This window comes from Streptomyces sp. NPDC026500 (assembly GCF_055567635.1).
Genome location: NZ_JBVHQB010000043.1, coordinates 14,455 through 29,298, shown reverse-complemented (window position 1 = coordinate 29,298; position 14,844 = coordinate 14,455). Strand labels below are relative to the sequence as shown.

The following is a 14,844-nucleotide window of genomic DNA, read 5'->3' as shown; positions in this document are numbered from 1 at the left end:
CGCGGGCGCCCACCGTCCGCAACGGATCTCACCGAACCCGGCGGCGCCGCCGGTACGGCCGAGAGATCTGAACCAATACCGGGAATCAGGCGGCGACGAGCTCCTGCTCGCGGTCCGGCGTCTTGACCTTGGGCTTCTTGTTCGGCAGCGAGAGCCGGAAGACCTTGTGCCACGCGGAGAACACCTGCTTGGGCAGCGGGCCGGTGACGTACTCCAGCTCGTACTTTTCGAACAGCGCGCGCACCTTCACCGCGACCTCGGCGTACCGGTTGCTCGGCAGGTCCGGGAACAGGTGGTGCTCGATCTGGTGCGACAGGTTGCCGGTCATGAAGTGCATGGCCTTGCTGCCGCTGATGTTCGCCGAGCCCATCATCTGGCGCAGGTACCACTGGCCGCGCGTCTCGCCCTTGATCGACCGGCGCTCGAAGACCTGTACGCCCTCGGGGAAGTGCCCGCACATGATCACCGAGTGGGACCAGATGTTGCGGACCAGGTTCGCGGTGAACGTGGCGGCGAGCGTGGTGGGGAACGACGGGCCCGACAGCAGCGGGTGGATCACGTAGTCCTTGAGCACCTGCTTGCGGATCTTGCGGCCCACGGCCTGGGCCCGCGCGCGGAACTCCGGGTTCTTGCGGCGGCGCTTGTGCAGGTTCTTGCCGAGCTCCAGGTCGTACGCTGCGATGCCGTACTCGAAGAAGCAGGCGTTGATGAAGTTCCACAGCGGCTGGCCGAGGTGGAACGGGTGCCACTTCTGGTCCTCGTCGACGCGCATGATGCCGTAGCCGAGGTCGTTGTCCTTGCCGATCACGTTGGTGTACGTGTGGTGCAGCTCGTTGTGCGAGTGCTTCCACTGCTCGGACGGTGAGACGTGATCCCACTCCCAGGTGGTGGAGTGGATCTTCGGGTCTCGCATCCAGTCCCACTGGCCGTGCAGGATGTTGTGGCCGATCTCCATGTTGTCCATGATCTTCGCCACGGACAGACCGGCGGTGCCGAGCAGCCACGCGGGCGGGAAGATCGAGAACAGCAGCACGCCCCTGCTGACCAGCTCGAGCTTGCGCTGCGCCGAGATGACCTTGCGGATGTAGGCGGCGTCTTTCTCGCCGCGGCCGGCGATCACCTCGTCGCGGATCGCGTCCAGCTCGCGGCCAAGCTCCTCGATCTGCTCCGCGGTCAGGTGGGCGGTGGGGTCGATGGCGGTCAAGGTGCTCCTACCGTTCGATGTCGCAGGGGCCCGCCGCGGCGGACACGCAGGTCTGGATGAGGACGCCCGGCTCGGCCTCGGTGATCTCGCCGGTGCGCAGGTCGCGGACGGCGCCCGCCTTGAGCGGCGTGACGCAGCCGAAGCAGATGCCCATGCGACACCCGGAGGGCATGAGCACGCCGGCCTCCTCGCCGATGTCCAGCAACGGCGTGGCGCCGTCCGCGTCGACGGTCTTGCCGGTGGCGCTGAACGTGACTTCGCCGCCGTCGCCGGCGACGACGATGCCGGGGCGGAAGCGTTCGGTGTGCAGGCGCTCTTGTACGCCGTGCTCGGTCCAGTGCTCTTCGGCGGCGTCGAGCAGGCCCGCGGGCCCGCAAGCCCAGGTCTCGCGCTCGGCCCAGTCGGGCACGAGTTCGTCGAGACGGGCGATGTCGAGCATGCCGTCTGTATCGGTGTGCACCTCGGTGAGCCGCAGCTTCTTGTCCGCGACCAGGTCGTGCAGTTCGTTGCGGAAGATCACGTCTTGCGGCTGTGGCGCGCAGTGGACCATGACGACATCGTCGAACTCGATGTCGCGCAGCATGCCCATCACGGGCGTGATGCCGCTGCCGGCCGTCAGGTAGAGCACCTTGGCGGGCTTGGCCTGCGGCAGCACGAAGTCACCGGTCGGCTGGTCGAGCTGGATCAGCGTGCCCCGTTTGGCCCTGCGGACCAGGTGGTTGCTGACCTTGCCGTCCGGGATCGCCTTCACGGTGATCGTGACGCGGCCGTCCTGGCGGTTTGTCGGCGAGGTGATGGAGTAGGCACGCCACAGGCGCACCCCGTCGACGTCGACCCCGATCCGCACGTACTGACCGGCTGTGTGGCCGCGCCAGCCCCGTCCCGGCTTGATCACGATGGTCGCGGCGTCACTCGTCTCGGGGTGCACGGCCTCGATGCGCGCACGCAGGTCAGCGCCCGCACGCAGCGGGCTGACCAGGTCGAGGTAGTCCGACGGCAGCAGCGGCGTCGTGACCATCTCCAGCAGTTTCCACGCCCTGCTGCGGAGGGCTGCACTCGTCATGACTCCAGCTTGCTGCGCCTCAAGGCGTAAAGTCCTGACCGCAGGACGTAAATCTGGTCGGCTTAATTGTTCGCAGGGAACAAAAACGTGAGCCATGCAATCCAGAGGGCCAGCGAACTGGCCCTGGATGAGACGACGGTCACCGCACTTCGGGCCGCGCTGAAGACCACCGCCGACGAGGTCGTCCAGGCGATCATCGACGAGGTCCCTTCCTACGCCAACGCCCTTTCGGGACGCATGGGCGGCACCATCCGCCGAGCCGTCCGCACCGCCCTGGGGCACTACCTGGACCTCGCGAGCGGGAATGCCACAGGCGGCGACGCCGGTGACGCAGCCTACGAGCTGGGCCGCGGCGAGGTGCGCGACGGCCGTTCGATGGACGCCCTACTCAGCGCCTACCGCGTCGGCGCCCGCGTGGCCTGGCGATGCCTGGCAGCGGGTGCCGTACCCGCAGGTCTGCCCGCCGCCGAGGTCGCCAAGTTCGCCGAGCTGACCTTCGCCTACATCGACGAGCTCTCCGCCGCGAGCGCCGCGGGCCACGCCGACGAGCTGGCCGCCCAGGGCAGGGCCCAGGAGCGCCACCTGGAACACCTGGCCCGCGACCTCCTCGCCGGCGCGAGCCCGGACGTGCTGCTGGCCTCTGTTCAACGGGCCGAGTGGCAGCCTCCGGTTTCACTGACCGCGGTCCTGCTTCCCGCCGCCCAGGCCCGGCCTGCCTACCGCGCGCTCGACCCGAGCACCCTCGTCCTCGACGATCTGCCGGACGCCACCGGTGTGCTGCTCGTCCCCGATGCCGACCGATCACATCTCTTGCGGCAGCTGACCGACCGCACCGCCGTGGTCGGCCCGGCCCGGCCATGGACTCGTGCGTCCGCCTCGTACGCACGAGCCGTACGCGCACGTTCCCTCTCCTCTGATATTCGCGACACCGAGGACCACCTGCCCGAGCTGGTACTGAGCGCCGACGCGGACGCGTTCGCAGACCTGCGTGCCCGAGCCCTCGCACCGTTGCGGACCTTGCCTGTCGCGACCGCACGGCGGCTGGAGGAGACGTTGCGGGCGTGGCTGCTGCACCAGGGCAGGCGGGACGAGGTCGCGGCGGCGTTGTTCGTCCATCCCCAGACAGTCCGGTACCGGATGTCGCAGCTGCGGGAGCTGTTTCCGGATCTCGCATCGCCACACCAGGTCCTTGAACTGACGCTGGCGATCGGTCTTCGGGTCAGCTGAGTGAGGAGCGGCACTCCCTTCCCGGTGCGGCCCAACAAGCGGCTGCGGCTGCGACGGACCGGGACGACGGCGGTCACGGAGACGTTCATCGCCGGCGCTCACAACGCACCGGGGAGGCTGACCGAGACCGCGGGCACGGGCGCCGCCCGGGCTGCCGTGCTGGCATCCGCGCCAACCGACTCTGGGAGGCGCCCTTCGGGCGGCGCCGGCAACAGCAGGTAGCTCAACCCGCCAGGGCTATATCGAGGTCGGGCCGAACGGGGAGTACGGGGGCCGTTCGTACGGGACGCGTGACGCGTCGAGGAGCCCTCGATGCCGCGCTCCACCCGCGTGACCAGCCGGATGTCACAACTGGCCCAGAAATCACCACTGTTGTGGTGCACGCGGCAGAACCGGGTGCTCGTTGGCAAAGGAAGAGTGCGGCATGGAGCCTGTGATCGTGGAAGCGGTGGTAACCGTGGCAGTCAGTGTCGTTAAGGGCATAGTGGGGATCGCTCAGGGGAGAGTGAAGGCGTCCGTGGAGAGGACGCTCATCGCGGAGGCCGCACACACTGACCGGCTCCGCTGCCTGATCTCACCGGCCGCTCTGGCTTCCCACCCCGCTCACCGCCGTTCCGGCGCGGTTCCACACGGCTGTGCGGGGGGTGATGACCGTGGAGGACGCCCTCAGCACTGACCTCCATCTGGCCGAGCCCCTCGAGAGGACTGCGGACCCGCAACCAGGCATCCATCTCGCCGGCGTACTGCATGACGAGCAGTACCCGGCACTCGTCCGCTTCTTGCTCCTGCACGGAGCGTCCTGGACCGAAGCCCAGGACGCAGCCCAGGACGCCTTCACCCAGATGTGCGCCCCCGGCGTCTCCATCAGCTACCCCCGCGCCTGGCTGCGCACCGTCGCCTGGCGGTCCTGGGTGAGCCAGCAAGTGAAGCTCGAAGAAGCCTGCGCGGATCTGCCGGAACCGCAGACGAGCCTGCGTTGGGACACCCCGACCCACGCCGCCGAACTCGGAGAAGAACAACGCCGAGTGATCTCCTTACTGCTGCAGTTGCCGGCCAAGCAGCGCGCCGCGATGGCCTGGCACCTGGACGGCTTCACCACGGCGGAGAGTGCGCGCGCCATGGGCACCACGCAGGCAGCCGTCCGTCAAAACCTTGCGCGCGCTCGAGCGGCCCTGAAGCAGGGCCTGCACCTGGAAGGACGATTCGTCAACGAGAGGGGGAAGGCATGACCGGCAACGAGTCCCGCGGTACCGACGGGGCCGACCGTCGCCACACTGACGACCTCGAAGCCTTGCTGACAGCAGTCCACGACGATCTCGGAATCGCCGTGAACGACCGTCTCAATGCTCTCGGGGGGCCGCCCGAACAGCGCTCTCCGGATCTCGCCTTGGACCGCCTCCTGGCCGCGACGCACCGCACTCTGGGGACCAGCGTCAACCGCCGCCTCTCCAGGGACGTCTGCGACGCCCTGGTCCAGCGCAACCATGCGCTCCAAGCCCATCTGACCGAGCGGGGAGCCTTGTCGCACCGCCCCGCCGCCATTCGCGTCAAGCACCGTGAGGAAGCGTTGCGGCTGGTGCGCCTCTACTGGCCTCGTGACCTGGCCGAGGCCATGCGGGCTGCAGTCCGCATCGTCCAGGACTTGTGTGACCTTCTGAGTGACACCGCACAAGCGATGAGCCACGTGGACACCGTGCTGGACAACCTGCGGGGCCATCTCGAGGGCATCTCTCAACTGCCGGAGCCGAACCGTCGCCTACAGTTTCCCGCCCGCCCGGACTACCTCGGCGCTGTGGAGGAAACACTCGCCAGCCCTGCGGACCGGCTCATCGGTGAGCTCCACAGCATCCGGGAACTGTTGGACGAAGAACTCGCCCCAACCATCGAGGCGCTTGAAACCGCCGGCCGCTCATACCTGTTCGGGGTCACCGCAATCGCCCAGGACCTGATGGACGATCTGGCACGCGGCTGCGAAGAGGCAGCTGCTCTGGCGAAGGCTGTCGCCGAAGTTGAGCAGGCCAGCAACGACTTCGTCGGCGCGGATCTCACGAACGCCCAGCTGGAAGGGCTGCTGCTGGACGGAATCCGCTGGGACGACACGACGCGCTGGCCGCCGGAATGGGAGATGCGTGTGCGCCACGCGTCACTGCTCTGCGATGAAGAGGAAGGGATCCGCGTTGTTGCCGCGGAAGGGTCTGACACCGTCGTTCACGCCGAGGCGTAGCGAGCCTCACCCAGCGGGTGTGAAGGGTCCCACATGAGGCCATGGCGCAGTGCCCTGTGGAGGGCTCGTGCAGGACATTGTGGGGGAGCAGCTGGACGACGGCCGTGCCTGGGGCTGTCCGTTCTGCGCCGGCCACCGTATCTCTTGGGGTGTGGAAGCGGGCGTACAAACAGGAAACCCGGTCCCTGCCAGAGCGTTACAGGGACCGGGCTACGTCTGAAGACTCCGGAGCGGGCAGCGGAAGCCGGAGTCCTCAGCGCTCGCGTTTCAGGTTCGGGCCCGTGTACGCGATCTCTGGTGAAACGATCTCCAGAGCTGACGTCCACGCTCCGAGCGGGTGAAGGCCACAGTGAACGCGCGCTGCTCGTTCCTGCAATCGGCCAGCCGACCACGCGATGTGGCTCCGCCTGACACCCGCCGCCAGGCGAGGCTGCTGCTCTCGCGTGCGGCCGGTAGCGAACAGGGGCCTGGACTGGCCGGTCAGGCTGCCCGACTGGTGGTTGTGGGGCGGTCGTCGAGGACGATGGTGGTGACCTGGGCGCCGTCGGGTCGGGTGTGGGTGGTGTCGGTGACGGCAAGCTGGGTGCGCTGGCAGACCGCGCAGGCCAGGGCCCAGGTGGCCATGTCTTCGTCGACTGAGGCGTAGTCGTCGCTGACTTTGCGCATGGTGACCAGGACAGCCAGGACAGCCAGGACGGAGCGGCCGGACAGAGACGTCTCGATCATTCCGTCGTCAAGGTCGTTGATGCGTTCAGGGAGGCGGAAGTGGGGGTGCTGGGAGGTCTGCTCGATCAGGAACGACCAGGTGTCCCGATGGCAGATCCACGCGGGCGGAAGCGATGGCGGCTGCTCCCCGCGTCGGCGGGGAGGACAGGAACGCCTGGTACAGGAACCGGGGGATGGACGGAACACCCCCGCGTCGGCGGGGAAGACCGGACGACGTCCGCGCCGGGCGATCGCCCGACACCTGGGCTGGGGGCTCAACGCTGTGTTGCGCTATGCGAGTGCCGTCCGCCGGCAGGACACCCTCCGCGAGGGCCGGCCCTGGCCCAGTCGGCTCGACCCCTGCACGTCCTATCTGGAACGACGGTTCGCCGAAGGCTGCACGAGCGTCACCCGGCTGCACCGGGAACTGGCCGCCCGAGAACGCGCCCGTCACCTTCCGGCACGCCCTAGCGGATCTGGTCGGCCGCCCACGCGGCCCACTTGCGGCGCATTGTGTTGAAGCGGAGGCCGTACTCCAGGGCGATCTTGCCGTTCACCGACAGCGGGTCGTCGCCCCAGTCGATGGAGTCGGCCAGTCGACGCAAGGCCTCGTGCTCCTGCTCCGACAGCTCCATGAGTTCGGTGAGGTAGCTGCGCGCCTGGTCGGGCGTGATCACGTTGAGGAAGAAGACCCGCAGCAGGATGTCGCTGCGGGTGTGGCGTTGGGGCTTGATCTCCGTCAGCCAGTGGCGCAGTTCCGCCAGGCCCTCGTCGGTGAGGGTGTACTCCTTACGGCCACGCGGGCCCTGGGTCGAGACGCTGATCAGGCCGTTGTCGGCGAGCTTGGACAGCTCCGTGTACATCTGGCTCTGCGTGGCGGGCCAGACGTTGGCCAAAGAGGTCTCGAAGCGCTTCAGCAGGTCGTAGCCGCTGGCGGGTCGCTCTGACAGGAGTCCGAGGAGGGCGTGTCGAAGGCTCATGCCATCAGTTTACCTTCCACTCTTGACATGTCGAGGGTGGAACTTCTAGTTTCGACATGTCAAAACAGGAACGTCAGCAACCCGGGGGTCTTCGATGTCGTACGTACGCGCCTTCCTTCCATGGATCGTCTTCGCAGTGGTCCCGTCCGCCCAGTGGCAGTGGGGGGCGCTCGCCGGTCTGCTGGTGGCGGTGGCGGTGATTGCCCAGCAGTGGCGGACGGGAGTCGGGTTCGACGCGCTGATCATGGAAACCGGCTCGGCCGTTTTCTTCGCGGTCCTGGCGGTCGTCGCCTTCGCGGACCCCCATTCGGTCGCACACGCCTACTCGGCGGCGCTCTCCTCGGCGACCCTGGCTCTCATCGCCGGGGCCTCACTGCTCGCGGGCAAGCCGTTCACGCTGGGCATCGCAAAGCGCACCACCCCACCCGAAGTCTGGAGCCTCAAGCCCTTCGTCCGGGTCAACGTGGTCATCACCACCGTATGGACCGCCGCCTTCGCCGTCACGGCCGGCGCCCTCGCGGCCCTCGCCCACGCCGGCCAGGGCCACTCCACGGCGGCGACACTTGTCCAGGCCGCCGGATTCGTCGTCCCCGTGCTGTTCACCGTGCGCTACGTCGCCGCCGCCCAGGCCAAGGTCAGGGGCTAGCCAATACCGGACACTCGGTGCCGGACGCTCCTCGGGCAAGCGCGCCCCCGGTCTGCGGCGCGGTCTGCGGCGCGATCGGACCGGATGGCGCTCTGCGGAGGGGCCCCGGGAAGTACGAGCCCTCCGGAGGGCCGCCTGACGGAAAGACCCTGATCCACAGTTACCGCTCTTGAGCCAACCACCGCGCGGCCATCCGGGGGGATCGTCATGACCACGACCACTCACTCGACCACTACTGTCGCCTGCTCACTGAACCTGCCCGCCCTCCCGGCCCACACCCCACCGACCAGCTCAGGAAGACCGGCCGGGGCGGCGAGCCGAGGCCCACCACGGGGGTTCACGGGCGCACCGCCCGCAGGCGCACCGGTCGGCGTCGACATCCCCACCTGCCGGGCCGGTGGCAAGGGCGGCTGACTGCCACTCACCTTCGCGACGCGGGTCGCGCGCTGGAACGTCCCCGCACCACATCGCATCGCACGGCATCGCCTCGTAGCGAAGCTGATCCCGGCCCCGGCCGCCAAGCCTCCTCCTCAGGCGCAAGGCCCACCACCGGCCTCCGGCATGCCTCGGATGGGACGTACCCCAACTGAAGCCCTGAGAGCGGGAGGCGCGAGCCGAACCCTGGCCCGACGTCACTCTACGAAGGCAGGCGCCCGCGTCGCCGCCCTCTCCGACTCCACGAGCCGCGCCGCCAGATCGTCGCGCCCGTGCGACAGCGATCCCGCTCGCCCTCTTCACAGTTCAGCTCCTGGTTCTCCGGACCCGGAGAACCCCTGCGCTACAAACCTCATCAGGAGTATGTCATGGACATGATCGAGCGCCTTGCCCTGTCCGTCGCAGTCGTCGGCGCGGTCACCGCCATGACGCTGGGGCAGGCCGTCGCCGACACCCCGGCGCCGTCCGCCGGCGCGTCCAGTACGGCGAACTCGTGCTTACTGACCCACTTCACCCCGACCGTGCCCAACCCGACGACCGCCTCAGTGGCGCAGTTGGCCGCCGCACCCCGGCCGGTCGGCGCCTTCGCCACTTTGACCGCGGATTCCTCGGCAGGGGGCAGCATCAGCAGGGCGGACGTCATTGCCCGGGCCCAGTCGTGGGTCGACGCAGGCGTGCCGTACAGCATGACCAGCTACCGCACCGACGCCAACGGCAAGTACCGCACCGACTGCTCCGGCTTCGTCTCCATGGCCTGGCACCTGGACTCCTCCAGCGGGAACAACTGGGGCGAGACCACCGGCACTCTGCTGAACTACACCTCCTCCATAGCCAAGGAGTCCCTCAAGCCGGGTGACGTCCTCCTCAACCCCGACTCGGGTGCCAGCGGCCATGTGGTCATCTTCAACGGATGGACCAGCTCCGATCACTCCACGTACGACGCGCTGGAGGAGTCCGGCAGCAGCGGCGCCGTCCACCACAGCATTCCCTACCCCTACTACAGCGGTCACGGCACCTTCAGCCCCCGCCGCTACGACAACATCCAGGACACCAACAATCGCGCGGACGTCACGGGTGACGGCAAGGCCGATCTGATGGTGTTGAGCACCGACGGGACGATCGGGCTCCGTCCCGGTTCGGGGACGAGCTTCGGTGCCAGCACCACGGTCAGCGCGGGCTGGCAGAACTTCCTGGGCGGCGCCGGTCAGGGCCGCCTGTACTACGCCGACATCAACGGCGACGGCAACAAGGATCTCCTGGTCCAGGGCACCGACGGCACCATCGGCGTCCACTTCAACAACGGCTCCGGCACCAGTTTCGGCGCCAACCAGCCGCTCTCCTCCGGCTGGCAGAACTACCTCGGCCAGCCCGGCCAGGGTCGCCTGACTTTCCCCGACATCAACGGCGACGGCAAGGCCGACCTGGTCATCCAGGGCGCCGACGGAACCATCGCCACCCACCTCGGCTCCGGCACCAGCTTCGGCGCCAACCAGCCGCTCTCTGCCGGCTGGCAGAACTACCTCGGCCAGCCCGGCCAGGGTCGCCTGACTTTCCCCGACATCAACGGCGACGGCAAGGCCGACCTGGTCATCCAGGGCGCCGACGGAACCATCGCCACCCACCTCGGCTCCGGCACCAGCTTCGGCGCCAACCAGCCGCTCTCTGCCGGCTGGCAGAACTACCTCGGCCAGCCCGGCCAGGGTCGCCTGACTTTCCCCGACATCAACGGCGACGGCAAGGCCGACCTGGTCATCCAGGGCACCGACGGAACCATCGCCACCCACCTCGGCTCCGGCACCAGCTTCGGCGCCAACCAGCCGCTCTCTGCCGGCTGGCAGAACTACCTCAGCCAGCCCGGCCAGGGCTCCCTCTCCTTCGAGTAGCGCGGCGGAGTAGACCCGGACGGCAATGCGGCGGTGCCCCGATCACCCTGGGTGATCGGGGCACCGCCGCATGCTGGGGCTCATGCCCTCACGCCCAGGTTCCGGTTCGGTCACCGCGGCGGTCAGGCGTGCGCGTAACCGGGCGTCATGGGGGCGGGGTGCGTGGGTGGGCTGGACGAACTCGGAGCTGTCCGGATCGGTGCGGGGTCCGGCGGGAGCGACCGACAAGCGCCGCATACGAGGTGCGGTGGCCGCAAGCGTCCTTGTCCTGCTCATCGTCTGGAACTTCATCTATTTCTTCCCGATCTACACCGGACAGACGATCCCGCTTGCCGACCGGTTCGCCAGAATGTGGCTCGACACCTGGATCTGAGCCTGGCCACATGATCGAAAGCCTGGTCGTCGAGGACGGACACTGGGTTCTGGAGATCGGGGCGGGGACCGGCTACTCGGCGGCCCTGCTGCCACCGGCTTGGCGAGGACAACGTGACGAATGCTGACGCGCCGCGCGTCATCGAACGGTGGAATGGACACTCCTGGGAGCCCTACGGGTTCGCGGTGAGCTTGGACGAGGCGAAGTACCTCCTGCACCCGGGGGCTGCTGGAGATCTGGAGTCGCCCAAGGGGTTGGCCCCCAAGTTTTTCGGCAGCGGAAACGGTAGGCATCGCAAGCCGCAGTCCCCGCGGTGGGCCGCCCGGACCGTCCTGACGGTAGGCCGCCCGGACCGTCCTGCACCGGCCCCGTCCATCCGCACCTCCCGCGGCGGATGAACGGGGTCTCGCCTGCGCCTCCCTTTCGGCGCCGTCACGCTCAGCCGGGCAGTGAGCAGCCTCAGGCGCTGCGCCGCGGTTTCCGCGCCGTCGTCTTCTTGGCTGCCTTCTTGGCGGGCTGCTTCTTCTTTGCCGTCCTTGTGGTCGTCGTCCTTTTGGCTGCGGTCTTCTTCTTGGGCATGTCGTGGACGGTGGCGTCTTCACCTCGGGAGGCCTTGGCTTTGGCCACGGACTCCTTGAGCGCGGCCATCAGGTCGACGATCTGCCCCGGCGCCTCCTCGGGTTCCTCGGACGTGGGCGGTTCGCGGTTCTCCCGCTTCGCGTCGATGAGCTGCTCCACCGCTTGCGTGTACCGGTCGGTGAAGTCGTCGCCCTCCAGATCGTCGCGGGTCAGCCGGTCGATGAGCTGCTCCGCCTGGGCGATCTCGTCGTCGGTGAGCTCGACCTCTTCCGGTTTCAGCTGGGACGGGTCGCGGATCTCGTCGGACCAGCGCATCGCGTGCAGGACGATGACGTTGTCGCGTACCCGGAGCAGGCCCAGCCGCTCTCGGCCGCTCCAGGCGTACTTGGCGACGGCCACCTTCGATGAGCGTTCCAGGGCCTGTCTCAGGAGTGTGTAGGGCTTGGCCGCCACCTGGCCGTCGGGTTCCAGGTAGTAGCCCTCGCCGATCTGGATCGGGTCGATGGAGTCCAGGGGCACGAACGCCTCGATCTCGATGGCCTTCGCGGTGGGCAGCGGTATCTCCCGCAGTTCCTCGTCGAGCACCGGGACGATGGTGTCCTTGCCCCACTGGTAGCCCTTGCCGATCTCGGACTGGGCTACCTCGCGGTCCTCGAGCTCGCAGATCTTGCGGCTCCGTACCCGGCCCATGTCCTTCAGGTGGACCTGGTGGAAGTGAATGCTGTGGTCCTCCCGGGCGCTGACCACGTGGATCGGCACGGTGACCAGGCCGAATGAGATGGCGCCGGACCAGATGGTTCGGGGCATGGGAACCTCCGCGACAAGCCCCGAGGCCTTCAGCCTAGAAGCAGTCGCAGGCCCGAGCGCGGCGAGGCCTCGCCGCTGAACGAGGAGAGGCGGCATCGGCCGTGGGCGGCCGGCCGAGGATGCACAGCGGCTGCCGGGCCGTGCCGCATCAGGTGCTTTGCGGGCGGGTGCTGGCGAAGCGGACGGTGGAGCCCCAGTTGTCCTGGTCAGCGCTGCCGTCGGGCGGCGGGGTCGCGTTCGGCGACGTGTCGGTGGGCGTACCGCTCCCAAGGTGCCCAGGCCGCCGACGAGCGGTAGAACGGAAGAGTGAGGGACGAGAGCAGCCCTGATGAGGATGCACAGCCACACCGTGTGGCAAGGCCGGCGATCGACTACCAGGCGCTGTTCTCCATCACTCCCAGCCCCTGCATGGTGCTGAGCCCGGATCTGGTGCTCGCCGACGTCAATGAGGCGGCCTGCCGGGTGACCGGCCGTACCCGGGAGGATCTGCTCGGGCGGTATCTCTTCGATGCCTTCCCTCAGAATCCGGCGGACCCGGATGCCGACGGCGTGCGGAATCTGCACGCCTCCCTGCACCGGGTCCTGCGCTCGAAAGAACCGGACACGATGGCGCCGATGAAGTACGACATTCCCGTGGCCGACCGGCCCGGCGTGTTCGAGGAGCGGTGGTGGTCCGCGATCAACACCCCCGCGCTTGGGCCGGACGGGCAGGTGGAGTGGATCCTCCACCGGGGGGAGGACGTGACCTCGTTCATACGCTCCCACCCCCGCCTGCGAGAAGGTGGGGCGCTCAGCGACGTGGAGGCGAGGGAGGTCGAACTGTACGCGCGGGCGCGTGAGCTCAAGCGACTGAACGAGGAACTGCGCCAAGCCCACGCCCGGGAACGCCGGGTCGCCGTCACCTTGCAGGAGGCCATGCTCCACTCGCCCCACCTGCCCCGGCACCGGGACACCGCGGTGCGCTACCTGCCCGCTGCCGGGTCACTGAACGTGTGCGGCGACTGGTACGACGTGGTCGACCTGCCCGAGGACAGATTCGCCGTCGCGGTCGGCGACGTCGTCGGCCACGGCCTGGAAGCCGCCGCCGTCATGGGCATGCTCCGCAGCGCGTTGTCCGCCGTCGTCCGGGCCGTCGAACGGCCCGCGAGGGCCCTGGACGTCCTGGGCCTGTATGCACGCGACGTGGAGGGTGCGCTGGCCACCACTGTCGTCCAAGCCGTCGTCGACACCCGCGCTCGCCGCATCATGTACAGCAGCGCCGGCCACCCGCCCCCCATCCTGGTCCACCCGGACGGCACCTTCGACCTTCTCGACCGGGCCACCGACCCTCCGCTGGGAGCCCGCCCCCAAAACGTCCCACACCCCCATGCCGAGCTGCCCTACACCCAGGGCGACACCTTCGTGCTCTACACCGACGGCCTCATCGAACGCCGCGGCGAGGACATCGACGCCAGCCTGCAACGCCTCACCGACGCGCTCGCCCGCCATGCCCGCCACGAGCCCGAAGGCCTTGCTGACGCCCTGCTCGCGGACCTCGGCGTCAGCAGCGGCGCCCGCGACGACGTCGCCTTGATCGTCATCCGCCTCTGACCCGCGCGCCACCAGCGGACGCGCCACAGGTTGCGCATCCCGCCGACTGACAAACCAGATCCTTCGTGAAGCACCGTGGAGCGCCACCATTCACGGCCGGGCTGGAGCGGCGCGCGGCAGGCGAAGCCGGTCGGCTCCTCCCCGTCGCAAACGACGACGCATGTGAAGCCCTCCATGTTCGACCAGTCCCGGCCACGTCCTGACCATCGCCCCAGACCGGCTCCGCCTCTCCCGCCCCTACGGTGGGAGAGGCGGGTCTTCGGCTGCAAGTCGCCCACCCTGGGGCCGCCGGTTGAAGGCTGAGCGGTGGGATATGAATTTGTCGACAGCGCGGCCTGGCTCGACACCGACGACAAGACGTCGGAAGACCTCGCCAGCTGGGTCATCGCCGATGATGCTGGAGATACCCACGGGCCTGACCCTGTTTCTGCGCGTGTCCAATGGACTGTCGAAGGCGTTGGAGACCGGGGGTTGTTGGCCGCTGATCCCGGCAAACGCCCCACCGGCCGAAGGGCAAGCAGTGCCCCAACAGCTCGTGAACGACGTGATGCTCATCCTGGAGCGCAACGGCACCGTGTGCCTTGCCGAGCGGTACGGCACCGGCTACGCCGACGGCCTGCTCAACCTTCCCTCCGGGAGGTTCGACGAGGGCGAGGACGTGTTCGACGCCGTGATCCGTGAGGGACTGGAGGAGACCGGCGTCATCATCGATCGGAACGCCCTGCGGATCGTGCACGTCATGCATTTCCGCAATCCCCAAGGGGAGCCCCGCATCGGCTGGTTCTTCACCGCCCGCCACTGGGAGGGCGAGCCCCGCAACAGGGAACCCCACAACTGCGCGGGCCTGTCCTGGCACCCCAGCGACCACCTCCCGGAGAACACCGTCTCGTACAACGCGCTGGGCATCGCGCACTACCTCAAGGGCGAACCGTTCTCCGTGCACGGCTGGGAGAGGCCTGCCCAGAGCTCGAGGGCCACAGGGCGATGCCGTTGCGAGCACCACTCGCTGCCCGGTGACTGAGCACGGGAGAATCCGGCCTTGAACAGCCGAGCATCGACAGCCTTATGAGCGGCGAGGCACGTGGATCCGGCGGAAGCCGTCTCCGGGCTGCGGCCATCCGAGTGTGC

Annotated in this window: 13 protein-coding genes and 1 pseudogene; 9 read left to right on the top strand and 5 right to left on the bottom strand. The window is 68.4% G+C overall.

The genetic code is table 11. The annotated features are described in order from the left end of the window. Positions 1–85: 85 nt before the first annotated feature. Complete coding sequence (locus ACZ4N5_RS41195; protein WP_467762094.1) at positions 86–1,204, bottom strand: fatty acid desaturase family protein; 1,119 nt, start codon at positions 1,202–1,204, stop codon at positions 86–88. 7 nt (positions 1,205–1,211) lie between these two features. After that, the gene (locus ACZ4N5_RS41190) at positions 1,212–2,267 is read right to left on the bottom strand and encodes a ferredoxin reductase (protein ID WP_467762093.1); all 1,056 of its coding nucleotides are present in this window, start codon (positions 2,265–2,267) and stop codon (positions 1,212–1,214) included. A gap of 87 nt (positions 2,268–2,354) precedes the next feature. Between ACZ4N5_RS41190 and ACZ4N5_RS41185 the strand changes: the two genes are divergently transcribed. The 3 genes from ACZ4N5_RS41185 (at position 2,355) to ACZ4N5_RS41175 (ending at position 5,718) form a co-directional block, all read left to right on the top strand. After that, positions 2,355–3,494 (top strand): PucR family transcriptional regulator, encoded by a 1,140-nt coding sequence (locus ACZ4N5_RS41185; protein ID WP_467762092.1) that lies wholly within the window; start codon positions 2,355–2,357, stop codon positions 3,492–3,494. Positions 3,495–4,147: 653 nt separating this feature from the next. Next, positions 4,148–4,723, top strand: a complete 576-nt coding sequence (locus ACZ4N5_RS41180) for an RNA polymerase sigma factor (protein WP_467762091.1) — start codon at positions 4,148–4,150, stop codon at positions 4,721–4,723. Next, on the top strand, positions 4,720–5,718 hold the full coding sequence (locus ACZ4N5_RS41175) for a hypothetical protein (RefSeq protein ID WP_467762090.1): 999 nt from the start codon (positions 4,720–4,722) through the stop codon (positions 5,716–5,718). Before ACZ4N5_RS41180 ends, ACZ4N5_RS41175 begins: the two co-directional genes overlap by 4 nt. Positions 5,719–6,198: 480 nt before the next feature. Here ACZ4N5_RS41175 and ACZ4N5_RS41170 read toward each other — a convergent pair whose 3' ends face one another. Next, entirely contained in the window at positions 6,199–6,444 is a 246-nt protein-coding gene (locus ACZ4N5_RS41170) for a hypothetical protein (protein WP_467762089.1), read from the bottom strand. A 446-nt stretch (positions 6,445–6,890) separates the two neighbouring features. Next, complete coding sequence (locus tag ACZ4N5_RS41165) at positions 6,891–7,403, bottom strand: PadR family transcriptional regulator (RefSeq protein WP_467762088.1); 513 nt, start codon at positions 7,401–7,403, stop codon at positions 6,891–6,893. 94 nt (positions 7,404–7,497) lie between these two features. On the opposite strand from ACZ4N5_RS41165, the gene ACZ4N5_RS41160 reads away from it, so the two are divergent. From ACZ4N5_RS41160 to ACZ4N5_RS41145, 4 genes and pseudogenes are all read left to right on the top strand, one after another. Continuing rightward, entirely contained in the window at positions 7,498–8,049 is a 552-nt protein-coding gene (locus ACZ4N5_RS41160) for a hypothetical protein (protein WP_467762087.1), read from the top strand. Between the two features lie 803 nt (positions 8,050–8,852). Beyond that, positions 8,853–10,367 carry a C40 family peptidase gene (locus tag ACZ4N5_RS41155; RefSeq protein ID WP_467762086.1) on the top strand — a complete coding sequence of 505 codons (1,515 nt, stop codon included), beginning with the start codon at positions 8,853–8,855 and terminating at the stop codon, positions 10,365–10,367. Positions 10,368–10,560: 193 nt separating this feature from the next. Further along, positions 10,561–10,740, top strand: a pseudogene (locus ACZ4N5_RS41150) (phospholipid carrier-dependent glycosyltransferase); the annotation flags it as partial. A 113-nt stretch (positions 10,741–10,853) separates the two neighbouring features. Beyond that, entirely contained in the window at positions 10,854–11,138 is a 285-nt protein-coding gene (locus ACZ4N5_RS41145) for a DUF6087 family protein (RefSeq protein WP_467762085.1), read from the top strand. 61 nt (positions 11,139–11,199) lie between these two features. On the opposite strand, the gene ku is transcribed toward ACZ4N5_RS41145, so the two are convergent. Further along, positions 11,200–12,126, bottom strand: coding sequence for a non-homologous end joining protein Ku (gene ku, locus ACZ4N5_RS41140; RefSeq protein WP_467762084.1), 927 nt, complete (start codon positions 12,124–12,126; stop codon positions 11,200–11,202). 408 nt (positions 12,127–12,534) lie between these two features. On the opposite strand from ku, the gene ACZ4N5_RS41135 reads away from it, so the two are divergent. Further along, positions 12,535–13,716, top strand: a complete 1,182-nt coding sequence (locus ACZ4N5_RS41135; protein ID WP_467762108.1) for a PP2C family protein-serine/threonine phosphatase — start codon at positions 12,535–12,537, stop codon at positions 13,714–13,716. Between the two features lie 520 nt (positions 13,717–14,236). Next, positions 14,237–14,737 (top strand): NUDIX hydrolase, encoded by a 501-nt coding sequence (locus tag ACZ4N5_RS41130; protein ID WP_467762083.1) that lies wholly within the window; start codon positions 14,237–14,239, stop codon positions 14,735–14,737. Positions 14,738–14,844: the final 107 nt, after the last annotated feature.

Coding starts and splice junctions, on each gene's coding strand:
- ACZ4N5_RS41190 (WP_467762093.1), bottom strand. CDS start 2,267: ATGACGAGTGCAGCCCTCCGCAGCAGGGCGTGGAAACTGCTGGAGATG.
- ACZ4N5_RS41175 (WP_467762090.1), top strand. CDS start 4,720: ATGACCGGCAACGAGTCCCGCGGTACCGACGGGGCCGACCGTCGCCAC.
- ACZ4N5_RS41170 (WP_467762089.1), bottom strand. CDS start 6,444: ATGATCGAGACGTCTCTGTCCGGCCGCTCCGTCCTGGCTGTCCTGGCT.
- ACZ4N5_RS41165 (WP_467762088.1), bottom strand. CDS start 7,403: ATGAGCCTTCGACACGCCCTCCTCGGACTCCTGTCAGAGCGACCCGCC.
- ACZ4N5_RS41160 (WP_467762087.1), top strand. CDS start 7,498: ATGTCGTACGTACGCGCCTTCCTTCCATGGATCGTCTTCGCAGTGGTC.
- ACZ4N5_RS41155 (WP_467762086.1), top strand. CDS start 8,853: ATGGACATGATCGAGCGCCTTGCCCTGTCCGTCGCAGTCGTCGGCGCG.
- ku (WP_467762084.1), bottom strand. CDS start 12,126: ATGCCCCGAACCATCTGGTCCGGCGCCATCTCATTCGGCCTGGTCACC.
- ACZ4N5_RS41135 (WP_467762108.1), top strand. CDS start 12,535: ATGGTGCTGAGCCCGGATCTGGTGCTCGCCGACGTCAATGAGGCGGCC.